The following is a 24,449-nucleotide window of genomic DNA, read 5'->3' as shown; positions in this document are numbered from 1 at the left end:
CGAAGAGGCGCGGCGCGTTGCCGACAACACGCCGCGCATCCACGGCGAAAGGGTCGATCAGAACAAGCCGTGCCACATCTGCTCGACGATCACCGACCACCAGTTCCTGGGGTCGTCGAGGGACGACGCGTCGATGGCGACGAGCTGGGCCTGGAAGTCGGCGACGGCCCTGCCCGCCTCGATTGGGTCGAGGCCGAGCATCTCCTCCTGCGTGGTGTGCAGAAGCGCGAGGGAGCGGACGAAGGCGGACACCGAGGCGTTGACGCGGCGGCCCGCGCCGTTTTCCGGAGTGACGGCCCAGAGCTGGCCGACCGGTTCACCCTCCAGATCCGACCCCGTGCACTGGACGGTGATCAGGGCGTCCCCGTCGGTGCCGATCCTGACGTGTCCGTTCAGGAACGCGATGGACTCGGCGCTCGCCCGGGATTCGATCCGGCGCAGGTACAGCCCGACATTGGCGAACAGGCCGTCCTTCGGGTTGTCAGCGGTGAAGAAGAACAGGATGTCGGCCGGGAGCCCGGCCCATATCAGTGTGGCCTTGGCGGCCTCGGGGAGTGGGGTGCCCGCCACGTCGTCGGCGTCGTAGCGGCGTACCTCGTCAGCGCCGAAGGTCTCCGTCAGCTTGCGGCCCAGGGCGACGTCGCTGAGGGGTTCGGCCGGCTCGACGTTGGTCGGTAGCGGCGCGCGGTGAGGCCGTGGCGGCGGCTGCTGACCCGCGACCTGGTGCATCGTCTCGACGTGCTGGAGCAGCCCGGCGACCGCCTCGGCGCGCTCCTCGCCCCGTGGGCCGTATTCGTGCAGGTAGGAGAACCGCGCGTTGGGGCAGAGACGGCGCATCAGCCGGCCCGGGTACCCACCGGGGAGCAGGCTGGAGCTGAGGTCGGTGTGGACCGCGACCACGTTCTGCGCGGGGACGCCGAGTTCCCGGACCTCCGCCAGGGCCTGGAATTCGGAGTGCGGCAGACCGGGGGCGGAGTTCATGGAAAGGCTCGTCTCCTCGCCGGTGCGCGGGTCGACGTAGGTGATGACCGTGGTGTTGCCGGGGCCGGTGACCGGCGGCTGCTCGGGCGGCGCGGCCTTCTGGCCGCCGCCGTGCTTTTGCTGGTACATCTGCACGACCTCCTCGACCGGCACGGACGGCCAGGTGCTCAGCTCGCCGGTGCGGCGGTCGACCACACCGCAGGAGTGGCCGATCGTGGCCGGTGGCCGGCGCTTGCCCGTGACAGGGTCACGCTCGACCGGCGGGGCCGCGGCCCACACCACCCAGCCCAGGTCGAACTCCTGCATCCGCACCTCACGGCGCTCCTGTCCCTCGGGGTTGAGCCACCCCTCGGCGGTCGCGAGCGCCTGCTCCTGGCTGATCACGGAAACTCCCTTGGAATCTTCGGGCGGCCGGGGTCGGTGCCGGGCGGGCTTCGCGGCCCTCGTCCGAGTGGGCCTGGGCACAGGCGGTCCGATGCGGGCGCGCCTTCGAGAGGCTCTGGCGCCTCGGGCCTTTCGGGCTTTGAGGCTAACGGTTCGCGGTGGGTGTCAGACGGCCGGGTGGGCATCGCGCCCGGGGGCTTGTGGATCCTGCCCGGCTTCCGGCTCGGGCCCGGGGGCCTGTGCGGGCTCAGGCCCGGCTGCCTGGGCGCCGTGTACGGAGCGCCGAGCGGTCGTGGCACCGGCCGCGGGGCGGATCCGCAGTGCCTTCACACCGCTTTCTGTGGCGACAAGGAGGATGCCGTCGGGGGAGAGGTCGGTTCCCGTGATGGGCGTGGCGGAGATCAGGGTCGTGACGAGCTTCTCGTCGCCCTGCTGCTCGCCGCGGCGCCAGACGCGTACATAGTCGGCACCGCGGCTGACCCCGAGTGGCCCGGTGGCGCGCTCGTCATCCGAGGGGCGCAGGATCCGGGCCGGGTCGGCATCGATGACGGAACCGGTGGCGAGGTCCTGCACCAGCACGGTGGGGGCCTTGGGATCGTCGGCTTTCAGCGGGATCGACCCCGGGGTGCCTTGGGGCACCGCGCTTACGGCGACCGTGAGCGGGGCCGGCTCCGAAGGCTCCTGCTTCGAGGGCGCCTGCGCGGCGCTGTCCGAAGCGGCCGCGGACGGGGGCAGTTCGCCGACGGTCACGGCGTCGGCTCCGGCGACCGGCACGCTCCACAGGGTGTGCCAGGGAAGCTCGGGCACGATGCGGCGCAACACCGCCGCGTACTCCGGCAGTCCGTCTTCGACGAACGCGGTCTCCAGGAGCGCCGCGCGTAGGACGGCGGGTGCCTGGGTCCGGGTGAGCAGCGGGGCCGTACGCAGATATGTGCGCGCCGGTGCGTCCAACTGCTCCAGGGGTACGGCCTCCACCGCGGCGCGCAACCGCACCGGATCGGCGTGGGCGAACAGGCCGGGGTCGGTGAGGAGCCGGGGGAGCAGACCGGCCTCCAAGGTGTGTCCCGCGATGTGATCGCGCACGTACGCCCCTGCCTTCGCCCAGTCCTGATCGGGGACGGCCTCCAGCAATTCCATGGCGATACGCGCCTGAGCACCCGGAACATCCGGAATGCCGGCCCGAACGGCCTCGCCGATGCCCGGGTGCCGCAATCCAAGGAGCACCCGCTCATTCTCGGGGATGCTTTCCCCGGCCCTCTCGATGGTGCGGATGAAGGGGGCGGCGAGCAACACGCCCCGCGCCATGTCCTGACTGATGTCCCGCTCGGCGACGGCGGAGGCGAGCGGGGTCAGCAGGTGCACGGGCAGTCCGTCGCCCTCGGCGAGGGCGAGGGGCGCGAGGATCTGCCGCAGGGTGCGGGGGTGGGTGCCGAGTCGCCGGGCGTGCAGATCGAGCACTTCGCCGACGCCGCCGGGCAGTTGGCTGACATCCACCGGATCGAACCCCTCCGGGTGCATCAGAATCGACCGCACGGCGAGATGCACGGTCAGGCGGCTGCCCGCGCCGTCTCCCGCGTGCCGGGCGATCGCCTCGGCGAGCGCGCGTCGAGCGTCGGGCGCGGTCGTGAAGGGCAGTTCCGGGGCGCCGAATCGGGGATCGAGCAGCGTCTCGGCCTGCAGCACCAGCCCTTCCGGGTCGGCCCACTCGGGTGCGTCGAGGTCGATGATCCGGGCCACGCCGGGCGGCAGGCCCTCGGCGAGTTCGACGGCCAGTTCGCGGGGCACGTCGACGAGAAGGCGGATGGAATCGACGGCGGCGAGGGGCTTCAGCACGTCCCGCGTCACGCGCGCGGGCTCCCCTGCCTTCCGCACCGGGCCGGCCCGATCCACATCCGGCACCACGATCGTCACCGGCCGTCCTGACAAGGGGAGTCGGCCGAGTTCGGGGATGATGTCGGCGGTGCGGATCGCGGACAACTCGTAGTGATCGGCGAGCAGCCACAGGATCTGTGCTGCCGTCAGCCCGGCGACGCTCGGCACCGCGGGTGCGGGCAAGTCCGGAGGCACGGTCGCCGGATCGAGCGCGTCCAGGTCGATCCCCTTGCGATACTCCGGGTCGCAGAGCATCAGGAACCCCGTGAGCAGCCGCGAACACCCGGTGCCCGGGCTCCCGGTCAGGATGACGACCCGAGGTGCGCCCGGCCACTCCATCCGCCATGCGGTGAGCGCGCACAGCGCGGTGTTGCGCCCCCCGATGTAGGGGTGGGGCTCATGGGCTTCGGTCTGTTCTGGGGCCTGCGCCGGGCTGGTCATGGTCTCCCCGTTGTCCTGTCCGTTTGGCACCGTTATGCCGCGTTGACCGTACGTCGTTCATCCTAGGTCGTGCCGCCGAATGATCTTGCGTAGCGGATCACGGTCGGGACACCTCGCCAGGAGCCGGCCGGTGCCGGGTGGGAGTTGGTCCACCCGCCGCTGCCCCGCGCCCGGGGGGCCGGGAACGGTTGGACGGCCGGCTGATGCTCAACAGCTTCGTGCGGACGTTCCGTACCGGGGTGGCCTGGCGGGACGGGCCCGGCCGGTGCGGTTCCTGAGCCGCCCCGCACGCCCGTTGTCGCGCTGGGCCGCGGACGGCACCTTCGTCCGGACGCTGCGATCCGCCCCGGTCCGGGCGGACGTGGCCGGCGAGCTGGACCGGCCGACGGCGGTCGGCTCCCCCGTGCCCGCCTACCAGCACGCCGCCGGGGCGCTAAAAGGGGGTGAACAGCCTGCCGCCGGGCCGCTCCCGGGACGGGCCGACCAGCAGAGTCCACCTGGCCTGCGACGGGCGGGGCCGCCCGCCGGCACCGCCACCCGCACCGGGGCCGGTGCGATCACCGCGAAGCCGCTGGGGGACAGCGGGTGGGCCGGCATCACCGTGCTCGCCGACTGCCTCTCCTCGATCAGCCGGGCCACGGTCCCCTCCCCGGCGGCCCCGTGTGCGGCGGCCCGTTGAACCGGACCGCGTCACCCGCCCGCAGCAGGCACGGACGCAAGGGCGTCCTGCCCCCTTCCCGCACCGCGGCGAACCGGGCACCGGCGACCGGCCGCCCGCCGTCTCCCCGCCCGTACCCCCCGTAACCAGCAGGTCACGGCCGTATCGCGGTTCCCCGGCGGCATCCCCGCCCCGCTCGGTCCGGGTGCGGGGTGGCGGGCGGGGAGAGGGATACTGGGGGCATGGCCTTGATCAACCCCAGCATCCTGTCCGCAGACTTCGCCCGCCTCGCAGAGGAGGCGAAGGCCGTCGAAGGAGCCGACTGGCTCCACGTGGATGTGATGGACAACCACTTCGTCCCGAACCTCACGCTCGGCGTCCCGGTCGTGGAGTCGCTGAGCAAGGCGACGCAGACCCCGCTCGACCTGCACCTGATGATCGAGGACCCGGACCGCTGGGCCCCTCAGTACATCGAGGCCGGGGCCGGCTCCGTCACCTTCCACGCGGAGGCCGCGGCGGCTCCCGTGCGACTGGCCCGCGAGATCCGGGCGAAGGGCGCGCGGGCGTCGATGGCGCTCAAGCCGGCCACGCCCATCGAGCCGTACGAGGACCTGCTGTCCGAGCTGGACATGCTGCTGATCATGACGGTGGAGCCGGGGTTCGGCGGACAGGCGTTCCTGGACATCATGCTGCCGAAGATCCGCCGCACTCGTGAGCTGATCTCCAAGCATGGGCTGGAGCTGTGGCTCCAGGTCGACGGCGGCGTCTCGGCGGACACGATCGAGCGATGCGCGGAGGCGGGCGCCGACGTGTTCGTGGCCGGTTCGGCGGTCTACGGCGCGCAGGACCCGGCCAAGGCGGTGCGTGACCTGCGGGCCCAGGCCGAGTCCGCGACCGCGGCGGCGAGCTGGGCCTGCGCGCACTGACGCTGGGTGCCGGTGGTTGTCCGGGTCGCCACCGAGCGTTCACGATGCCCTGGGCGGTCGAGGTCCCCGACCACCGCGGGTTTCTGCAAGGATGAGCAAAGACCCGATCAGGTGCGCAAAAGGGGAGAATCTCGTGGTTGCCAGCCGCCCAACGTCCGCAATGGGCCCCGCCGAGCTGGTGCAGGCCGCGGCCATGGCTCGGCGTTTCTATCTGGAGGGCAAGTCCAAGATCCAGATCGCCGAGGAGTTCGGTGTCAGCCGGTTCAAGGTCGCCCGGGTGCTGGAGACGGCGCTGGAGCGTGACCTCGTCCGCATCGAGATCCGGGTGCCGGCCGAGCTGGACGCCGAACGCTCGGACGCGCTGCGGTCCCGTTACGGGCTGCGGCACGCCGTCGTCGTCGAGTCGACCGCCGACGCCGCCGGTGCCCCCGGCCCGGCCGTCCCCATGGACGACCCCTCCGACCCGGAGAACCTCGGCGAGGTGGCGGCCGGGCTCCTGGAGGAGCTGGTGACCGAGGGCGACGTGCTCGGCCTGGCCTGGGGCCGCTCCACCATCCACATGGCGGCGGCGCTGCACCGCCTCCCTCCTTGCACCGTCGTCCAGCTCACGGGCGTGTACGACGCCGGTACGGCCGACCGCGGCTCGGTGGAGGCGGTGCGCCGCGCGGCCGAGGTCTCCGGTGGCGAGGCGCACCCCATCTACGCGCCGATGCTGCTGCCGGACTCGGCGACCGCCGGCACGCTGCGCGCCCAGACCGGCATCGCGCGGGCCTTCGAGTACTTCGACAAGGTCACCGTCGCCTGCGTCTCCATCGGCTCCTGGGCGCCGGGCATCTCCACCGTCTACGACATGCTGTCGGACAAGGAGCGCGAGCACTACGCCTCGCTCGGCGCCGCCGCCGAGATGTCCGCGCACCTCTTCGACACCGAGGGCCGCCGCATCGGGCGGGACCTGGGCGAGCGCTGCATCACGGTCGAGGCGGACCGGCTGCGCCGCATCCCCGAGGTCATCGCCATAGCGGGTGGGCGGCACAAGGCCGCGGCGATCGGCGCCGTGCTGCGGTCCGGGCTGGTCACGAGCCTGGTGACGGACACCGCGGCGGCCGACCACCTCCTGACGGAGACGGGTCCGGGCCCGCGGCCCGCGCTGGATCGCGCGGATCCGGACGGGTCCTGAGCGCTGCTCGGGGGCCCGCGATGGTGGGCCGTCTCGGCGCGCGGTGGGGGAGGGGCTGTGACAGCATCGGCGCCATGGTGGCCGTGGTGATGAGTCCCGCTGAGCTGAGGGGCCGAGGGCCCCTCCGGACGCCGGGCAGGGTGACGGACGGAGCGGCCCGGTGAGCCCGGCTCCCGTTCCCCGGCCGCTGGCAGCGGTGCTGGAGGGGAACACGCCCCCGGGGGTCGTCACATGGCCCGCCGGGCGTCCCGCGGCCGACGCGCTGACCGCCGCGCGGGACGCGGGCTGGGCGGGCGCCCTGCTCGATCTCGACGGGGTCGCGGACACGTCCGCGTTCATGGAGCGGTGTGCCGAAGCGTTGCGGCTGCCGTCCTGGTTCGGGCGCAATTGGGACGCGCTCGCCGACTGCCTCACCGACTTGTCCTGGTGCCCGCCGACGCGCGGCCGGCTGCTGGTCCTCAGCGGCTGGCAGGGGTTCGCCGCCGCCGAACCGGAGGAGTGGCGCATCGCGGAGGGTGTCGTCGCGGACGCCGTCGCCTACTGGCGCGACACGGAGACGGGGCTCGCGGTGGTGCTGGCCCGGGGGCGGTAAGAGACTTTCCGGGGCCGTAGGGGGCGGCTGTGATCGGAGCCCGGCGGCGGTCCCGGGGCGCGCTCCCGTAACCGTCTCGGGGCGCGCTCCCGTAAGGATCCCGGGGCACGCGTCCGTAGCAGGGGTGTGCCGCCCGGGACAGCAGCGTGCGAACGGCCGGCCCGGGCGTCGCTCCCGGGTCGGCCGTCCCGTCCCACTCCGTCGTCTCAGGCTCCCTTGAGCCCCTCCGCCTGGTCCTGCTGGGGCCAGCGCAGCATGGCGCCGAGGCCGCCGACCGGTACGCCCGGGGTGTGCGGGGTGTCCGGCTCGCGGGGGACGGCGAAGACGTCGGCGTCGGCCATGATTGCCGAGCGGAGGAGGGCGTCGTCGGCCCGGGCGGCGACCGGATCCGGTTCGCCCAGGTACTGGCTCTCGGAGCGGCGCAGTGCCAGTTGGTCCGGCCCCGGGCCCACCCAGACCTCGCGGTGCACGTCGGGACCGTCCGGGTGCACGATCAGTTCGGCGATCCGGTGCTCCCGCGCGGCCTCGACCAGCGCCGGGACGCCTTCCACCGCGTCGACCCGGTCGGCGGCGGCACCGCGTGCGGCGTCGAAGCGCTCCAGCTCCCGTTCGGTCTGCCGCAGTGCCCAGCCGGCGCGGATGCGTTCGATGTCCTGATCGAAGGCGACGCTGCGCGCGCCCGCCGCCCGCCCGCCGTGCTCGCACTCCACGGTGATGCCCTGGAGCTGCTGCGGCAGCCGCTCGTGCACGGACCGCCGTTCGCGCGGGTCGCCCACCAGGATCACCAGGTCGGTACGGGTCTGCTGGTGGCACTGGGCGAGCGCGCGGGCGATCTCCTCGGCGTTGTGCTCCCAGGTGTTCTCCACGGCCGCCTGGAAGTGGCGTTCGGAGAAGTCGTCCCGGCCCGTGCGGTGGATCGGCCAGTCCAGGCCGTCGACCTGGCTGAGCGGGCGGGTCTCGCGTTCGCCGCGCAACTCGAAGTCGGCGCCGAGCCGGTCGATGTACGCCAGGAGGACCGTCGGGGTCTTGCCCACCAGCTCCACCAGGGGGCTGACGTGCGGCAGCGCCGACCAGGAGACCTGCACGCCGCGGGGCGGCGAGGCCTCCAGCGGCGCGTCGAGGACCACCTCGCCGCCCGTGGCGAAGATGGCCCGGCCGGCGGGTTCCGACGCGTGCTGCAGGGAGGCGAGCTCGTCGTGCACCGCGTCGCAGGTGGCCTGTTCGGCCCCTTGCGCCGCGAGGTAGCGGCTCACGTTGCGTGCCTCCACCGCCCGCATCTCCGGGGTGGACTCCATGTGCTGAGCCGTACCGAAGTAGACGCTGGCCCAAGGGCCGGGGCGGCTGAGGACCGGCGTGAGGAATCCGAGTTGCATAGCTCCCTCCAGGTTCCGTGGCGCTGGGTCGGTCGGCTGACCGGGTACCCGGTCGGGAAGGGGCGACACGGACGGACGCCTTCCGATTCGGCGGGAGGTGCGGGGGCGGTGACGCGGGGGCGCCGGTCCGGGGGAGGCGCGGGGGCCGGGCCGGATTCCGCCCGGCCGCCTCGCCGTCGGGAATCACCCCGTGAGCTGCGGCAGCACCTTGGTGCGGTAGAAGTCGAAGAAGCCGCGGTACTCCGGGCCGATCTGGGTGACGTAGACGGCGTCGAAGCCGGCCTGGGCGTACGCGTCTAGAGCGCGGACGTGGGCGTCCACGTCGTCGCCGCAGGCGACGTTGGCCGCGACCCGTTCCGGCGGGACCAGTTCGACCGCTTGTTCGAAGTGGGTCGGGGTCGACAGGACCTGGGGGAGTTCGCCGGGCAGTTGCTCGGTGGCCCACAGCCGGTGGGCGGTGCGGACGGCCTCGTCCCGGTCCGGTCCCCAGCACACCTTCAGCCCGCCGGACGCCGGCTTGGTGCCGCCGCCCGCGCGCCGGAAGCGTTCGACCGCGTCGGTGTCCGGGGCCATGGTGATCAGCCCGTCACCGATGCGGCCGGCCAGCGCGGTGGCGGTGGGGCCGAAGGCCGACACGTCGATGGGCACCGGCTCGTCCGGGACGGTGTAGAGCCGGGCGTTCTCCACGGTGTAGTACTTGCCGTGGTGGGTGACCTGCTTGCCCGTGAAGAGCTGCCGCATCACCTGCACGGCCTCTTCCAGCATGTCCATGCGTATCGGCGCGGGGGGCCAGGGGCCGCCCAGGATGTGCTCGTTCAGCGCCTCGCCGGTGCCCACCCCGAGCCGGAAGCGGCCCCCCAGCAGGACCGAGCTGGTGGCCGCCGCCTGCGCGGTGAGCGCGGGGTGCAGGCGCATGATCGGGCAGGTCACGGCCGTCTGGACGGGGAGGGAGGTGGCCTCGGAGAGGGCGCCGATGACGGACCAGACGAAGGCCGACTGCCCCTGTTCGCGCACCCACGGGTGGAAGTGGTCGGAGATCCACAGCCCGGTGAAACCGGCCTGCTCCGCCATCCTGGCCTGTTCGACCAACTCGGCCGGGCTGTGTTCCTCACAGGACAGGAAGTAGCCGTACTCGGTCATGGGGACCTCCTCCAGCGGGGGTGTGCTGGCGCGGGTAGCCAACGGCGCGGCGGTGGAAACCTGCCGCGCCGGGTCGCCCGCGGTCCCTGCGGCCGGGTCGCTCCCTTACTGCCGGACCAGGACCCTCCGAGCGGCCGTTCACCCCGTCCCGGACGCCCCCTCCCCACCCCCCGCCCGCGTCCACGCCAGCAGCTCCCGCGCGGTGAACGTGTTGACGACCCGCTCCGGCGGTACGCCGCACTCCTCGGCGCGGGCGCAGCCGTGGATCTGCCAGTCCAGTTGGCCCGGCGCGTGGGCGTCGGAGTCGATGGCGAAGTACGTGCCCACCTCCAGGGCCAGGCGGATGAGGCGGCGGGGCGGGTCCAGGCGGTCCGGGCGGCTGTTGATCTCCACGGCGGTGCCGAAGCGGGCGCAGGCCGCGAAGACGATCTCCGCGTCGAAGGACGATTCCGGCCGTCCCTTCCCTTTGACGAGGCGGCCGGTGCAGTGGCCCAGGACGTCCACGAGCGGGTTGGCCACGGCGGCCACCATCCGTCGCGTCATCGCGTCCCGGTCCATCCTCAGCTTCGAGTGGACGGAGGCCACCACGACGTCCAGCCGGTCGAGCAGCTCCGGTTCCTGGTCCAGCGAACCGTCGTCGAGGATGTCGCACTCGATGCCGGTCAGCAGCCGGAAACCGCGCCCCATCGCGGCGTTGACCCGCTCCACCACGTCCAGTTGCGCGCGCAGCCGGTCGGCGGACAGCCCGCGGGCGATCTTCAGGCGGGGGGAGTGGTCGGTCAGGACGGCCCACTGGTGGCCGACGGCCTTCGCCCCGTGGGCCATCGCCTCAATGGGGCTGCCGCCGTCGGACCAGTCGGAGTGCAGGTGGCAGTCACCGCGCAGCGCCGCGCGCAGCCGCCGCCCGCCCTCGGCGAGCGGGCGGGTGGCCTCGTCCTCCAGGTGTGCGAGATAGTCCGGGACCCGCCCGGCCAGCGCCTGGGCGACCACCGCGGCGGTCTTGGGGCCGAGCCCGGGCAGGGCGGCGAGGCCGCCGGACTGCGAACGGCGCGCCAGTTCCTCGTCCGGCAGCTCCGTCACCGCCGCCGAGGCGTTGCGGAACGCCCGTACCCGGTACGTTTCCGCCCCCGCCCGTTCCAGCAGGAAGGCGATCCGGTCCAGCGCCGCCGCGGGGTCCATGTGCCACCTCCTGTCCTGGGGGCCGCCCTTACGTCCTCAGGCCAGGCCCACCGCGCCGTCGCCGCCCGTGGCCACCCGTTCGCGGGCGGCCGGTGAGACGGCGTCGAGCCGCTCCGGGGCCTCCGGCTTCGCGCGCAGGCAGCGGATCAGTTCCTCCGCGTAGGGGAGGATGACGAAGGCGCCCACGGACGCCGCGATGGCGGCGAGGTAAGGAGCGGGCAGGGGGCGTTCCTTGGGGAGGAGCTTCCAGTCCTCGCGGGTGCCGCCGCCCCGGAGGGTGGCGCGCACCTTGTCCCAGTGGAGGCACGCGGTGAAGGCGGCGGCGGTCAGGGGCAGGACCTCAAGGAAGCTGTGGATGTGCTGCTCGACGGGGCGCACCTCGCGCTCCTCGGTGGCGATGCTGACGTCCCAGACGGCGGTCGCGCCGTGGGCGAGGGCCGCGCCGCCCATCAGCGACAGGACCAGCGGGTTGATCCGCGCCACCAGGCCGGCGAGCACCGGGACGCCGGCCTCCGTCATCATCAGCGCGTGCACCAGTGATTCGCGGGTGCCGCTGGTGTCCTGGATGCGCGTCCGCCGGTGCATGATCCAGTCCGCGACGCTGGGGACGAACCACAGGGGCAGCACCCCGTAGAGCAGGATGCGCCGCGAGGCGTTCTCCGCGTCGTCGGCGTGGGCGGGCGTACGCAGCACGGGGCCTTTGCGCCAGTGGCGCCAGGCACGTATACGGGGAGGAAGACGCATGACCTTCGGGTCACCCGTCACGCCCGGGGCAAACGGGGTGTCCGCCGACCGGCGGGCGCGGGGCCCGAGGAAGGGCCGGGACCGCGCCCGGGGACCTCCCGGCGGGCGCGCCCCGAGGAATGGTTCCGGACGAGCGAGGCACTCGTGTCGCATGGACCACGCACAAGCACCCGTTCTGGACGCGCTCGCCGCCTACCGCCTGCGGGGCGAACTGGGCTACAGCCCGCCCGGTCACAAGCAGGCACGCGGTGCCGACCCGCTGGTCAGGGAGATCCTGGGGGACGCCGTCTTCCACGCGGACGTGCTGGCCACCGGCGGGCTGGACGACCGGCGTTCCACCGGGCGCGTCCTGGCCCGGGCCGAGGAGCTGATGGCCGACGCCGTGCACGCGGACCGGGCCTTCTTCTCCACCTGCGGGAGCTCGCTGTCGGTCAAGGCCGCCATGCTGTCCGTCGCGGGGCCGCACCAGAAGCTCCTGGTGGGCCGGGACGCGCACAAGTCGGTGGTCTCCGGGCTGATCCTCTCCGGCGTCGAGCCGGTGTGGGTGGAGCCCGGGTGGGACCGGGAGCGCCGGCTGGCCCACCCTCCGGCGGCCAGGACGTTCGAGGAGGCCTTCGAGCGGCATCCGGACGCCCGCGGCGCGCTGGTCACCAGCCCCACGCCGTACGGGGGCAGCGCGGCGCTCGACGAGATCGCCGAGGTCTGCCACGCCCGGTCGCGCCCGCTGATCGTGGACGAGGCGTGGGGCGCGCACCTGCCCTTCCACGACGACCTGCCGTCCTGGGCGATGGACGCGGGCGCCGACGTCTGCGTCACCAGCATCCACAAGATGGGCAGCGGGCTCGAACAGGGCTCGGTCTTCCACCTGCGCGGCGACCTCATCGACCCGACGGTGCTCCAGACCCGGGCCGATCTGCTGGGTACCACGAGCCCGTCCGCCCTCATCTACGCGGGGATGGACGGCTGGCGACGTCAAATGGTCCAGCACGGGCACGCCCTGATGGACGACGCGCTGGCGCTGGCCGCCGAGACGCGGGCGGAGATCGAGAAGATCCCCGGAATGCACGTCAACGGCCGCGAGGACTTCGTCGGACCGGGGCTCGCCGCCGACCTGGACCCGCTCCCCGTCATCATCGACATCTCCGCCCTGGGCACCACCGGCTACCGCGCCGCGGACTGGCTGCGCGAACGGCACGGCATCGACCTGCACCTCGCCGACCACCGGCGGATCGGGGCCCAGCTCACGCACGCCGACTCGCGCGTGACCACCGCGCCCCTCCTGACGGCCCTGCGCGCGCTCGCCGACCACGCGCCCGCGCTGACCGACGCGCCGCGCGTGCGGGTGCCCACGCCGGAGGAGCTGCGGATGGACCAGGTGCTCCTGCCGCGCGACGCCTACTTCGGCCCCGTGGAGGACGTGCCGGTGGAGAAGGCGGCCGGCCGGATCGCCGCCGAGATGATCACCCCCTACCCGCCGGGCATCCCGGCCGTCCTGCCCGGCGAGCGGCTCACCGAACCCGTACTGGCCTATCTGCGCACCGGCCTTGAGGCCGGGATGAACCTGCCCGACTGCGCCGACCCGGAACTCGGGACGGTGCGGGTGAGCTCCGAACGGGCGGGCGACTGAGGGCGCATGACGCCCGCGGGGGCGGGTAGTGGCCGACGTGTCCCGCCGTGCCGCTCTTCCAAGGAGGAACCGTGCCCATCGCCAAGCTGCGCTCCATCGTCCTGGACTGCCCCGACCCGGCGGCGCTCGCCGACTTCTACGCGAAGGTGCTCGGCGGCCGGATCAAGGCCGACAAGGGCGGTGACTGGATCGACGTCGTCGTGGACGGGTCGGTCAAGGTCTCCTTCCAGCGGGCGCCCGGCTTCGTGCCGCCGAGCTGGCCCCGGCCCGACGCCTCCCAGCAGCTCCACCTCGATCTGGACGTGGACGACATGGAAGAGGGGCAGAAGCGGGTGCTGGCGCTCGGCGCGACCGCGCTGGACCTCGACGACGGCGGCGGCAAGCGCGACTTCCGCGTGTTCGCCGACCCGGCGGGTCACCCGTTCTGCCTCATCCGGAGCTGATCGGGTCCGTCCGTTCTGCCTCACCCGGAGCCCCGGAGCTGACCGGTCCGTTCCGCCTCATCCGTGGCCGATCGGCAGGCGCGGGCGCCCGTTCGTGGGCGGGGGCCGGCCGTGCGCCGGCCCCGCCGCGTGGGCCGGGGGCGCGTCCGTTCTCCATGGACCGGCGCTACCCCCTGCGCGAGGCCGCCGTCCCGTGCCCGCGGCAGCGCGGGACGGACGGCCCGTGCTGGACGAGGACGAGCGCCACATCGTCCTCCCGGGCGCCCCCGGTGTGCCGGGTCAGTGAGGCCAGCACCGTGTCCAGGGCGTCGTCGAGACGGGGCAGCGAGCAGTCGGGGACGAGTCCGACGAGGTCGAGCATGGCGCCGTCGGCGTTCCGGGCCTCGGCGAGCCCGTCGGTGTAGAACAGCAGCCGGTCGCCCGGCGCGAGCTCCACGTCCTGGACGCGGGGGACGGGGCACAGCCCGATCGGGGTGGTGGGCTCGGTGGTCGGCAGGAGGGCGGCCGGGCCGTCGGCGGGCAGGTGCAGCGGCGGGTGGTGGCCGCAGTTGACCAGGTGGACGCGGTTGCCGGTGAACTCGGCGACCAGGGCGGTGATGAAGTCCTCGTCGCCGAGATCGGCGGCCAGCCGCCGGTCCGTCTCGCGGACCACCTCGGCCAGCGAGGCGTGGGTGTAGGCGCAGTCCCGGAAGTGCCCGATGGCGGCGGCCGAGAGGCGTACGGCCTCCAGGCCCTTGCCCCGTACGTCGCCCAGCAGCATCCGCAGGCCGCCGGGCGTGTCCGCGAAGGCGTAGAGGTCGCCGCCTATGACGGCCTCGGGGGAGGCGGAGCGGTAGCGGGCGCAGACGAAGGTGTCCTCGACCTGGAAGGACGTCGGCCGCAGGATCGCCCGTTGCGCGGTGCTCGCGACGTCGGCGAGCTGGTTGTCGTGGACGGCGTGGTGGTCGGCGACCCAGGCGGCGTACGCCGCCGCGGCGGTCAGGACGGCGAGTCTGAAGATCTCGTCGGGCCGCGTCCACGTGTGCTCGTACGCGGCGACGCCGAACCCCGCGGCCAGGGTGACGACGGACACCACGGCGGTCCGCGCGCCGTCGAGCCGGGTGGCGGACAGCAGCGGACAGATCAGCAGCAGCCCGGTCAGGCCCACCCCCGGGCCCAATGCCACGTCCAAGGCCACCAGGGCCCCTGCCAAGGCGGTCGAGAACAGCAGCCAGCCGTACCCGCCCCTTCGTCGGACTCCGGGCATTCCGCCCTCCCCCCTCTCGCCCCCGGGACAGGCGCCCCCCACGGTGGCGGTAACTGTGCGTGATTGACACCTCGGTGGACCACCGGGCCGTCATCGCCGGACGCCGCGCACGCGACGCGTTGTCCGAGTTGGCCTTCATAGGATGTACCCACTAGCTGGCCAGCGGGAACATCCGGTCGAATCGACGGTCGGCCGAATGGTGTCGAGGGTGGCCGCACGGCGCGCGGAGCGGGCGATGCGCCCGGAGAATCGTCACATTGAGTGACGGAACGGCGTGCTCCTTGGACGCTCACCTGCTGTCGCGCGCCTGTTCGGGTACCATCTGGGAGTAAGGCAGGTTTCATCCGCTGCCTGGCACTGAAGCCCCCGTACCGTTCCTCACTTCGGAGGAGTACACGAGCGCGGGGGCGTTTTGCTGTGCCTTCATGGAAGTGACCTGCATCGTTTCGCGTGAAAATGTGAGACTTATGCGTTTTCTTGAGCCTGGTACCGGTCGCTACGTGGAAAACTCTCCGGCGCCTTACGACCTGACCTACGACGACGTGTTCATGGTCCCCCGCCGCTCCGCGGTGGGCTCCCGCCAGGGCGTCGACCTGTCCTCGCCGGACGGCACCGGAACCACCATCCCCCTGGTGGTCGCCAACATGACCGCGATCGCCGGGCGCCGGATGGCCGAGACGGTGGCCCGCCGCGGCGGCCTCGTCGTCATCCCGCAGGACATCCCGTTCGACGTCGTCGCCGACGTGGTGTCCTGGGTCAAGGGCCGGCACCACGTGCTGGACACCCCGATCGTGCTGTCCCCGACGGGCACCGTCGGCGACGCGCTGGCGCTGCTGCCCAAGCGCGCCCACGGCGCCGGGATCGTCGTCGAGGACGAGCGCCCGGTCGGCATCGTCACCGAGCACGACCTGACCGGCGTGGACCGCTTCACGCAGCTCTCGGAGGTCATGTCCAGGGACCTGATGGTCCTGGACGCGGACATCGACCCGCGCGAGGCGTTCAACCAGCTCGACGCCGCCAACCGCAAGATCGCCCCGGCCGTGGACGCGGACGGCAGGCTGGTCGGCGTCCTGACCCGCAAGGGCGCCCTGCGCGCGACCCTCTACACCCCGGCCACCGACGCCCAGGGCCGGCTGCGCATCGCCGCCGCCGTGGGCATCAACGGCGACGTGGCGGGCAAGGCAAAGGCGCTGCTGGACGCCGGCGTGGACACGCTCGTCGTGGACACCGCGCACGGCCACCAGGAGACGATGATCGAGGCGGTCAAGGCCGTCCGCGCGCTGGACCCGCAGGTGCCGATCGTGGCCGGCAACATCGTGGCCGCCGACGGCGTGCGCGACCTGATCGAGGCCGGCGCGGACATCATCAAGGTCGGCGTGGGCCCCGGCGCGATGTGCACCACCCGCATGATGACCGGCGTCGGCCGCCCGCAGTTCTCCGCCGTCCTGGAGTGCGCGGCCGAGGCGAGGAAGTACGGCAAGCACGTCTGGGCCGACGGCGGCGTGCGTCACCCGCGCGATGTGGCGATGGCGCTGGCCGCGGGCGCGTCCAACGTCATGATCGGCTCGTGGTTCGCCGGGACCCTGGAGTCCCCGGGCGACCTCCAGCACACCGCCGACGGCCGTCCGTACAAGGAGAGCTTCGGCATGGCCTCCGCGCGCGCGGTCCGCAACCGCACCAGCGAGGAGTCCGCGTACGACCGGGCGCGCAAGGGCCTGTTCGAGGAGGGCATCTCCACCTCCCGCATGTTCATCGACCCGGCGCGGCCCGGCGTCGAGGACCTGATCGACTCGATCATCGCGGGCGTCCGCAGCTCCTGCACCTACGCGGGCGCGGGCACCCTGGCCGAGTTCGCGGAGCGGGCCGTGGTCGGCGTGCAGAGCGCGTCCGGCTACGCGGAGGGCAAGCCGCTGCACAACAGCTGGAGCTGAGCCGGGGCGCGCCCCCGGAGCGCGGCTTTCCGACGGGAACTGAGGCGGACGCGTTCCTGAGCTGAGGTCTTTCGGCGGGACATCCCTGAGCTGAGGTCTTTCGGCGGGACGTTCCTGAGCCGAGGTCTTTCGGCGAGACCCAGCGCGGGCGCGTTGCGGAGCCGAGGCTCCCCGCCTCATCGGCCCCGTGCCGGAACACGAGAGTGACGTGTTCCCGGCGCGGGGCCGTCGCGTTTTTCGCGCGCGTGGCCCATGAGGTGCGGTGTTCGGTCCGTGAGCCGCGGCGCGGTCCGGCGGTCAGAGCCGGGACGCCTCCTGGTGGCGCTCCCCCCGATGACCCGCGATCGAAGCGATCCGGCCCCCTGAGGCCGTTCCGCCCGGAAACGGCTGACTTCGCCACTCCCGCGCAATAAACCGCCGTTTCTTACCTCCCTGCGCAACGATCCTTCGCACTTACGCAAGAATCCTGCATTACGGCAGGTCAGGGCGCCCCGTAGGGTCATGCGCTGTACGTGGAGTGACGGCGACCGTCTGCTCGGCGGTCCCCCCTGTCTCCGGGTTGTTTCGTCATGCCCGCGCGCGGACCGTCGGCGGTCACCGTCGCCGGAGCCGGCGGCGAGAGGCCGCGACCAGCACCGCTCGCCGCGACGCACCGTGGCCCGCCGTGACCGGCGGCACACGGCAGCGACGGCGGCAACCGCAGCAGAAGGAGCAACCCAGTGTTGAAGCACGGCGCAGCCCCGCCCGGGGCGGGCAGCGACCCCCGTCCCTCCTCCGCCACCGGTTCGCTCGGCGCCCGGCTGACCCGCCGCAAGCCGGTCGAACGGCTGGTCGCCGAGGGCGGCCAGGGCGAGGGCGGGACGCTGCGCCGCTCGCTGGGCATGTGGCAGCTGACGATGATCAGCATCGGCGCCACGCTCGGCACCGGCATCTTCGTCGTCCTGGGCGAGGCGGTGCCCAAGGCGGGTCCGGCCGTCATCGTCTCGTTCGTCATCGCGGGCATCACGGCGCTGTTCTCCGCGCTGTCCTACGCGGAGCTGGCCGGCACCATCCCGGTCTCCGGCTCCTCGTACTCCTACGCGTACGCCACGCTCGGCGAACTCGTCGCCTGGGTTTGTGGCTGGTGCCTGATCCTGGAGTACGGCGTCTCGGTCGCGGCGGTGGCCGTCGGCTGGGGCCAGTACCTCAACGAGCTGCTGTCCGGGACGATCGGCGTCACCATCCCCGACGCGCTCTCCGCGCCGCCCGGCGACGGCGGGATCTTCAACCTGCCCGCCCTGGTGGTCGTGCTGCTCGCCATGGTCTTCCTGCTGGGCGGCGCCAAGGAGAGCGCCCGCGCCAACACGATCATGGTGACCGTCAAGATCGTCGCGCTGCTGCTGTTCTGCGCCGTCGCTCTCCAGGGCGTGCGGTCCGGCAACTACGCCAACTTCATGCCGCTGGGCATCGCCGGCGTGAGCGGCGCGGGCGCGACCCTCTTCTTCTCCTACATCGGCTTCGACGCGGCCTCCACCGCCGGCGAGGAGGCCCGCGACCCGCAGCGCGACCTGCCCCGCGCGATCATGCTCTCGCTGCTGATCGTCACCACCCTGTACTGCCTGGTCGCGGCGGTGGCCGTGGGCGCCATGCCCTGGAAGGGCTTCGAGGGCTCGGAGGCGGCGCTCGCCGGGATCATGAAGGACGTCACCGGGCAGAGCTTCTGGGCCGTCCTGCTGGCGGCCGGTGCGGTGATCGCGATCGCGAGCGTCGTGCTCACCGTCCTGTACGGGCAGACCCGCATCCTGTTCGCGATGTCCCGGGACGGCCTGGCCCCCAAGGTCTTCTCCAAGGTCCACGCCAAGACCGGCGCGCCGCGTGCCAACACCGTGATCGTCTCGCTCTTCTGCGGCATCCTGGCCGCCGCGATCCCCCTCGGCCAGCTCGCCGACGCCACGAGCATCGGCACGCTGTTCGCCTTCGCGCTGGTGAACATCGCGGTCATCGTGCTCCGCTTCACCCGGCCCGAGATGCCGCGGTCCTTTCGTACCCCGCTGGCCCCGCTGTTCCCGGCGATCGGCTTCGCGCTGTGCGTATACATGATGTTCAGCCTGGGCGCGGTGACCTGGATGGTGTTCGGGGGCTGGCTGGTCGTGGGCCTGGTGGTCTACTTCGCGTACGGCATGCGCCGCTCGCGCCTGGAACGGGAGAACGCGCCGCAGGCGGACTGACCGGAACGGTGCATCGTCCCCCGCTCGCGCCACAGGCGGGCCGACCGGGGACGGCGGCGCATCGTCCCACCACTCGCGCCCCCGGCGCCGTGGCACAGCCGGTGCCATGGCGCCGGGGGCGCGTATTTCTGCCGATAATCTGTCTGTCGTGTACAAACTGAACGACCTCGACGAACGCATCGTCCATGCCCTGGCCGAGGACGCCCGTCGAAGCTACGCGGACATCGGCCAGGAGGTCGGCCTGTCGGCGCCGGCCGTCAAGCGGCGGGTGGACCGGCTGCGGGCCGAGGGCGCGATCACCGGCTTCACCGTGCGGGTGGACCCGGCGGCGCTCGGCTGGGAGACGGAAGGGTTCATCGAGATCTTCTGCCGCCGCAACACCTCGCCGGAGGCGATCCACCGCGGCCTGTCCCGCTACCCGGAGATCGCGTCCGCTTCCACGGTCACCGGCGAGGCCGACGCGCTCGTCCAGGTCTTCGCGTCCGACATGCGGCACTTCGAGCGGGTCCTGGAACGGATCGCCGGCGAACCCTTCGTGGAGCGGACGAAGTCCGTGCTCGTGCTCTCCCCGCTGCTGCGCCGCTTCAGCTCGGGGGCGCCGAGCTGACGGGCCGGGGCGGGGTGTCCTGACGGGCCGGGGCGGGGTGTCCTGAAGGGCCGCGCTCAGCTCGCCCCCTCCGAGGCCAGGCGCACATCCGCCGGTCCGCCCGCCGGGTGCACCGGCCGCTCGCCCGCCGTCCACACCACGCGCAGGGACGAGCGGGCGATCCGCCAGCCCTCGGACGTGCGCACCAGCTCGGTGTCGGTGTGGCCCGCCGAGACGAAGAGCCGGTCCGCGCCGCCCGGCAGGATGTGGGTGCTCAGTTGCGCGCCGCGGGCGGTGGCCCGGTCGCCGTCGAGCGTGATGACCGGGTTCGTACCGAAGTGCACGGTCCGGTCGAACAGGCCGATGCCACCGCGCACCGCCTCGCGCACCGCGTCCCGGCCGCGCGCCGTGCCGACCGGCATCTCGGCCACCGCGTCCTCGGTGTAGAAGGCGCGCGCCCACGCCTCGTCGAACCGGCCCTCGTCCAGGGACCGCACGAAGCGGTCCAGAAGGTCGGTGATCTCGGCGCGGTCGGTGAGGGCACGCAGGTGCCGCTGCATCTCTTCGAGGTCCATGGCAGGGATCTTCGGTCCTCAAGCATGGTTGAGGTCAAGGCGGCCGGAACGGGCGGGGTGGATGCGGGCACGACGACCCCGGCGCCTCCTGCCGGGCCGAGGGCCGCTCCCCCCCCGGTTGCCCGCACCTTTCCATCCAAGGTCCTCCGCACCCTCCCGTACGCAACGAATCGCCGCCCGACCCCCTCAACGCGCAACGAATCCTCCGGCTACACGCAATGGTGGTGCCTTGTACGGGCCGATCGGCGAGCCGTACCGTCTATGCGTCCGAACCGATCGCACCGTACGCACCGTCCGCGCCGCGCATCCCGGCCGAGCCGAACGCCACCGCGCGGACCGGGTGTTGCGCCTGTCCCGCACACCCCCGTACGCGCCGTTCGATCGTCCGGACACCACCCGGCACCGTCAGTACCGTCCGTACTGCCCGCACGCACACCCGAGGGGTCCCATGTCGACGCTGCGCACCGCCCTGCTCCAGAGTTCGGGCCGCCCCGGCGACGTGTCCCACAACCTGGAGGTGCTTGAGGGCGCCGCCCGCCGGGCCGCCGCGTCCGGCGCCGACGTGCTGGTCAGCTCCGAGCTGTTCCTCACCGGCTACGCGATCGGCGAGCGGCTGCACGATCTCGCCGAGCCGGCCGACGGCCCGAGCGCCCGCGCCGTCGCCCGGATCGCCGCCGAGCACGGCATCGCGGTGCTCTACGGCTACCCGGAGCGCGCCGGGGAGCACGTCTACAACACGGCCCAGCTCTTCGGCCCGGACGGGGAGCGGCTGGCGGGGTACCGCAAGACGCACCTGTACGGCGACTTCGAGCGCGAGTGGTTCACGCCCGGTGAACTGCCCGTGGTGCAGGCGGAGTTGGGCGGCCTGCGGATCGGCGTCATGATCTGTTACGACGTGGAGTTCCCGGAGGAGGTCCGGGCGCACGCGCTGGCCGGCACCGACCTGCTGCTGGTGCCCACGGCGCAGCTCCATCCGTACGAGTTCGTCGCCGAATCCGTCGTGCCGGTGCGGGCGTTCGAGAGCCAGCTCTACATCGCGTACGTCAACCGGGTCGGGCCCGAGGGCGACTTCACCTTCGTCGGGCTGAGCTGCCTGGCCGGCCCGGACGGCGTGGTCCGGGTGCGCGCGGGCGGCGCCGAGGAACTCGTGTACGCCGATGCCGACGCCGACGTCCTCAAGGAGTCGCGGGCGCTCAACCCGTATCTGGCCGACCGGCGGCCGGAGCTGTACGGAACCCTGGCGGACCGCGCCTGACCGGCCCGTTCCGCACCACTTCTTCTCCGGACGGCCGGCTCCGTGACCGGGCGCGCCGCGCCCGCCCCGTGAGCCGCCTGCCCGCACGCCCGTGGAACGCCACGGAACGGCCTCCGATCCCGACCCGGGACGGGGGCCCGGCCACCGCGCCGCACCGCGCACCCCCACGCGCCCCACCGTTCCCCCTGCCCGCAAGGAGTCCGACCGATGACGTCCACGGTGCCCACCGCCGCCCAGCAGCACGCGGAGACCCAGCCGCCCATCACCATGTTCGGGCCGGACTTCCCCTACGCCTACGACGACTACCTCGCCCACCCGGCGGGTCTCGGGCAGATACCCGCGCTCGCGCACGGCAAGGAGGTCGCGGTCATCGGCGGCGGGCTCTCCGGGATCATCACGGCGTACGAGCTGATGAAGATGGGCCTCAAGCCCGTCGTCTACGAGGCCGACCAGATCGGCGGGCGGCTGCGCACCGTCGGGTTCGAGGGCTGCGACCCCGTCCTGACCGCCGAGATGGGCGCCATGCGCTTCCCGCCCAGCTCCACCGCGCTCCAGTACTACATCGACCTGGTGGGCCTGGAAACCAAGCCGTTCCCCAACCCGCTGGCCCCCGACACCCCCTCCACCGTCGTCGACCTCAAGGGCGAGACGCACTACGCGCGCACCGTGGAGGACCTGCCCGAGGTCTACCACCAGGTCATGGACGCCTGGAACGCCTGCCTGGAGGAGGGCGCGGACTTCTCGGACATGAACCGCGCCATCCGCGAGCGCGACGTGCCGCGCATCCGGGAGATCTGGGCGCGGCTGGTGGAGAAGCTGGACAACCAGACCTTCTACGGCTACCTCTGCGACTCCACCGCCTTCAAGTCCTTCCGGCACCGGGAGATCTTCGGCCAGGTCGGCTTCGGCACCGGCGGCTGGGACACCGACTTCCCCAACTCCATCCTGGAGATCCTGCGCGTCGTCTACACCGAGGCCGACGACCACCACCGCGGCATCGTCGGCGGCAGCCAGCAGCTCCCGCTGCGCCTGTGGGAGCGGCGGCCCGAGAAGCTGGTGCACTGGGCGCCGGGCACCTCGCTCGCCTCCCTGCACGACGGCGCGCCGCGCCCCGCCGTGACCCGCCTCCACCGCACCGCGGGCAACCGCATCACCGTCACCGACGCGCGCGGGGACATCCGCACGTACGAGGCGGCCGTGTTCACCGCGCAGTCCTGGATGCTGCTCTCGAAGATCGCCTGTGACGACGAGCTGTTCCCGATCGACCACTGGACGGCGATCGAGCGCACCCACTACATGGAGTCGTCCAAGCTGTTCGTGCCGGTCGACCGCCCGTTCTGGCTGGACAAGGACGAGGAAACAGGCCGGGACGTGATGAGCATGACGCTCACCGACCGGATGACCCGCGGTACCTACCTGCTCGACAACGGCCCCGACCAGCCGGCCGTCATCTGCCTCTCGTACACCTGGTGCGACGACAGCCTCAAGTGGCTGCCGCTGGACGCGACCGAGCGGATGGAGGTCATGCTCAAGTCGCTCTCGGAGATCTATCCGAAGGTTGACATCCGCAAGCACATCATCGGCAACCCGGTCACCGTCTCCTGGGAGAACGAGCCCTACTTCATGGGCGCCTTCAAGGCGAACCTGCCCGGCCACTACCGCTACCAGCGGCGCCTGTTCACCCACTTCATGCAGGACCGCCTCCCCGAGGACAAGCGCGGCATCTTCCTCGCGGGCGACGACATCTCCTGGACGGCGGGCTGGGCCGAGGGCGCCGTGCAGACGGCGCTGAACGCGGTGTGGGGCGTCATGACCCACTTCGGCGGCGCGACCGACCCGGCGAACCCGGGGCCCGGCGACCGGTACGACGAGATCGCGCCGGTGGAACTGCCGGAGGACTGAGGCGGGGCGCGGGTCTGACGTCGTCCCCGTCAGGCCGTCGGACGCAGGTGTGGGGCGGGGCCGTGTCACCGGCCCCGCCCCACGCAGGTCGTCCCCGGATCGCGTGGCCCCGCCGCGCGTGGCTCCTCCCCGTACGGCTGCTCTGCCCGCGCGAACGGGGTCACTCTCCCCGCGCGAACGGCGTCACTCCCCCCGCCCGAGCGGCGTCAGCAGGCAGCGCCCGACCAGGCCCACGCCCGCGTCCAGCCGTTCCGCGAACTCCTCGGCCACCTCCGGCAGCCCGCGCAGCCCCCACAGCACCCGGGCCGCGCCCCAGGCGCCGTCGCGGGCCGCCTCCAGGCTCCAGGAGCCGGCGAGGTGGGTGAGCGGGTCGGCGACGTCCAGCACGTCGGGGCCGGGCATCAGCTCCTCGCGGACGCGTTCCTCCATGCCGCCGAGGATCTCGCCGATCCGGTCGTAGTCCCCTTCCAGGGCGGCCGGCTCGCAGGCCAGCGCCTGGCAGGCGGCCACCACGGACAGCGCCAGGTCGTGGCCGATGTGCGCGTTGATCCCGGCCAGCGCGAACTGGAGGGGCCGCACGCCCGGGTGGCGCCGGAGCTGGAACAGCGGGCGCCAGCAGGCCGGGACCGGCCGCCCGGCCGCGGCGGCGTCCACCGCGGCGAAGTAGCGGCGGGCGAAGAGCACGCCGAGCGTCCCCGCCGCCACCGGGTCCTGGAAGCCCCCGGTGCCCACCCGCCGGGCCACCTCCTCGGTGACCTCCAGGTACACCCGGTTGAAGACGGCCACGCCGTCGCTGGAGGGCCACCCGCCGTCGAGGTCGCGCATCCGGGCCGCCGCCGCGGTCAGCTCGGCGGTGGCGTCGGCCGGGGACGAGGGGGGAGCCGGGGGAGCGGCCGGTGCCGAGAGGGGGTCCGTGGCCGGTGGTGCGGGGCGTTGCCGTGCGTCGCGTGGGCCCGCGTTCGGCCGCCGAGTCGTCGTCATCCGCTCAGCGTGGCAGCCGGGTGCCCGCGGAATACGGGCGCGGCGACCGGATGACCGGAACGGGGCACTCCGCGGCGCGCCTCCTTGAGGGGCACCGGGAGCGCCCGCCGTTCCGGAGGGAGGCCGGCGCGTACGGCGCGACCTCGGCACGCCCGCTTGAAGGGCCCGGACGGCGCCCAGGCTCGCGCACATGCGCCGCGACCGCGGCACCGCGCGCTCGCGGTGCCGC

Annotated in this window: 20 protein-coding genes; 11 read left to right on the top strand and 9 right to left on the bottom strand. The window is 73.0% G+C overall.

Annotation, left to right across the window (positions count from 1 at the left end; all coding sequences use genetic code 11):
- Window positions 1–57: 57 nt before the first annotated feature.
- Both ABZX96_RS07925 and ABZX96_RS07920 read right to left on the bottom strand, forming a co-directional pair.
- A complete protein-coding gene (locus ABZX96_RS07925) occupies window positions 58–1,365 on the bottom strand; it encodes an SUKH-4 family immunity protein (protein WP_355539666.1) in 1,308 nt (435 codons plus the stop codon).
- Window positions 1,366–1,530: 165 nt separating this feature from the next.
- On the bottom strand, window positions 1,531–3,678 hold the full coding sequence (locus ABZX96_RS07920; protein ID WP_355539663.1) for an ATP-binding protein: 2,148 nt from the start codon (window positions 3,676–3,678) through the stop codon (window positions 1,531–1,533).
- Window positions 3,679–3,943: 265 nt separating this feature from the next.
- On the opposite strand from ABZX96_RS07920, the gene ABZX96_RS07915 reads away from it, so the two are divergent.
- From ABZX96_RS07915 to ABZX96_RS07900, 4 genes are all read left to right on the top strand, one after another.
- Complete coding sequence (locus tag ABZX96_RS07915) at window positions 3,944–4,357, top strand: hypothetical protein (protein WP_355539660.1); 414 nt, start codon at window positions 3,944–3,946, stop codon at window positions 4,355–4,357.
- A gap of 221 nt (window positions 4,358–4,578) precedes the next feature.
- Window positions 4,579–5,262 (top strand): ribulose-phosphate 3-epimerase, encoded by a 684-nt coding sequence (gene rpe / locus ABZX96_RS07910; protein WP_355539657.1) that lies wholly within the window; start codon window positions 4,579–4,581, stop codon window positions 5,260–5,262.
- 160 nt (window positions 5,263–5,422) lie between these two features.
- Window positions 5,423–6,439 carry a sugar-binding domain-containing protein gene (locus ABZX96_RS07905; RefSeq protein ID WP_355539654.1) on the top strand — a complete coding sequence of 339 codons (1,017 nt, stop codon included), beginning with the start codon at window positions 5,423–5,425 and terminating at the stop codon, window positions 6,437–6,439.
- Between the two features lie 160 nt (window positions 6,440–6,599).
- Window positions 6,600–7,031: a barstar family protein gene (locus ABZX96_RS07900; RefSeq protein ID WP_355539651.1), complete on the top strand. Its 432-nt coding sequence runs from the start codon at window positions 6,600–6,602 to the stop codon at window positions 7,029–7,031.
- A gap of 206 nt (window positions 7,032–7,237) precedes the next feature.
- On the opposite strand, the gene ABZX96_RS07895 is transcribed toward ABZX96_RS07900, so the two are convergent.
- The 4 genes from ABZX96_RS07895 to ABZX96_RS07880 form a co-directional block, all read right to left on the bottom strand.
- Entirely contained in the window at window positions 7,238–8,404 is a 1,167-nt protein-coding gene (locus ABZX96_RS07895) for a Vms1/Ankzf1 family peptidyl-tRNA hydrolase (RefSeq protein ID WP_355539648.1), read from the bottom strand.
- Between the two features lie 183 nt (window positions 8,405–8,587).
- Window positions 8,588–9,544, bottom strand: coding sequence for an LLM class F420-dependent oxidoreductase (locus ABZX96_RS07890; protein WP_355539645.1), 957 nt, complete (start codon window positions 9,542–9,544; stop codon window positions 8,588–8,590).
- Between the two features lie 138 nt (window positions 9,545–9,682).
- Window positions 9,683–10,723, bottom strand: a complete 1,041-nt coding sequence (locus ABZX96_RS07885) for a PHP domain-containing protein (RefSeq protein ID WP_355539642.1) — start codon at window positions 10,721–10,723, stop codon at window positions 9,683–9,685.
- A gap of 36 nt (window positions 10,724–10,759) precedes the next feature.
- Complete coding sequence (locus tag ABZX96_RS07880) at window positions 10,760–11,467, bottom strand: diguanylate cyclase (RefSeq protein WP_355539639.1); 708 nt, start codon at window positions 11,465–11,467, stop codon at window positions 10,760–10,762.
- A gap of 151 nt (window positions 11,468–11,618) precedes the next feature.
- Between ABZX96_RS07880 and ABZX96_RS07875 the strand changes: the two genes are divergently transcribed.
- Entirely contained in the window at window positions 11,619–13,094 is a 1,476-nt protein-coding gene (locus ABZX96_RS07875; protein ID WP_355539636.1) for an ornithine decarboxylase, read from the top strand.
- 71 nt (window positions 13,095–13,165) lie between these two features.
- Complete coding sequence (locus tag ABZX96_RS07870) at window positions 13,166–13,537, top strand: VOC family protein (RefSeq protein WP_355539633.1); 372 nt, start codon at window positions 13,166–13,168, stop codon at window positions 13,535–13,537.
- Between the two features lie 166 nt (window positions 13,538–13,703).
- On the opposite strand, the gene ABZX96_RS07865 is transcribed toward ABZX96_RS07870, so the two are convergent.
- Window positions 13,704–14,783 carry a PP2C family protein-serine/threonine phosphatase gene (locus tag ABZX96_RS07865; RefSeq protein WP_355539630.1) on the bottom strand — a complete coding sequence of 360 codons (1,080 nt, stop codon included), beginning with the start codon at window positions 14,781–14,783 and terminating at the stop codon, window positions 13,704–13,706.
- A gap of 467 nt (window positions 14,784–15,250) precedes the next feature.
- Between ABZX96_RS07865 and ABZX96_RS07860 the strand changes: the two genes are divergently transcribed.
- From ABZX96_RS07860 to ABZX96_RS07850, 3 genes are all read left to right on the top strand, one after another.
- Entirely contained in the window at window positions 15,251–16,714 is a 1,464-nt protein-coding gene (locus tag ABZX96_RS07860; protein WP_355539627.1) for a GuaB1 family IMP dehydrogenase-related protein, read from the top strand.
- 719 nt (window positions 16,715–17,433) lie between these two features.
- Window positions 17,434–18,921, top strand: coding sequence for an amino acid permease (locus tag ABZX96_RS07855; protein WP_355539624.1), 1,488 nt, complete (start codon window positions 17,434–17,436; stop codon window positions 18,919–18,921).
- A gap of 157 nt (window positions 18,922–19,078) precedes the next feature.
- Window positions 19,079–19,528 (top strand): Lrp/AsnC family transcriptional regulator, encoded by a 450-nt coding sequence (locus ABZX96_RS07850; protein WP_355540038.1) that lies wholly within the window; start codon window positions 19,079–19,081, stop codon window positions 19,526–19,528.
- Window positions 19,529–19,584: 56 nt separating this feature from the next.
- Here ABZX96_RS07850 and ABZX96_RS07845 read toward each other — a convergent pair whose 3' ends face one another.
- Complete coding sequence (locus ABZX96_RS07845; protein WP_355539621.1) at window positions 19,585–20,082, bottom strand: nuclear transport factor 2 family protein; 498 nt, start codon at window positions 20,080–20,082, stop codon at window positions 19,585–19,587.
- Between the two features lie 448 nt (window positions 20,083–20,530).
- Between ABZX96_RS07845 and ABZX96_RS07840 the strand changes: the two genes are divergently transcribed.
- On the top strand, window positions 20,531–21,337 hold the full coding sequence (locus ABZX96_RS07840; RefSeq protein ID WP_355539618.1) for a carbon-nitrogen hydrolase family protein: 807 nt from the start codon (window positions 20,531–20,533) through the stop codon (window positions 21,335–21,337).
- Window positions 21,338–21,544: 207 nt separating this feature from the next.
- The gene (locus ABZX96_RS07835) at window positions 21,545–23,239 is read left to right on the top strand and encodes an NAD(P)/FAD-dependent oxidoreductase (protein WP_355539615.1); all 1,695 of its coding nucleotides are present in this window, start codon (window positions 21,545–21,547) and stop codon (window positions 23,237–23,239) included.
- Between the two features lie 183 nt (window positions 23,240–23,422).
- Here the strand turns inward: ABZX96_RS07835 and ABZX96_RS07830 are convergent, their stop codons facing one another.
- Entirely contained in the window at window positions 23,423–24,064 is a 642-nt protein-coding gene (locus ABZX96_RS07830) for a DUF5995 family protein (protein WP_355540035.1), read from the bottom strand.
- Window positions 24,065–24,449 lie beyond the last annotated feature (385 nt).

The organism is Streptomyces sp. NPDC003077 (assembly GCF_040611095.1).
Taxonomy (GTDB): domain Bacteria; phylum Actinomycetota; class Actinomycetes; order Streptomycetales; family Streptomycetaceae; genus Streptomyces.
Note: the sequence above shows the minus strand (reverse complement) of the source record. Positions and strands in the feature narration are given on the sequence as shown.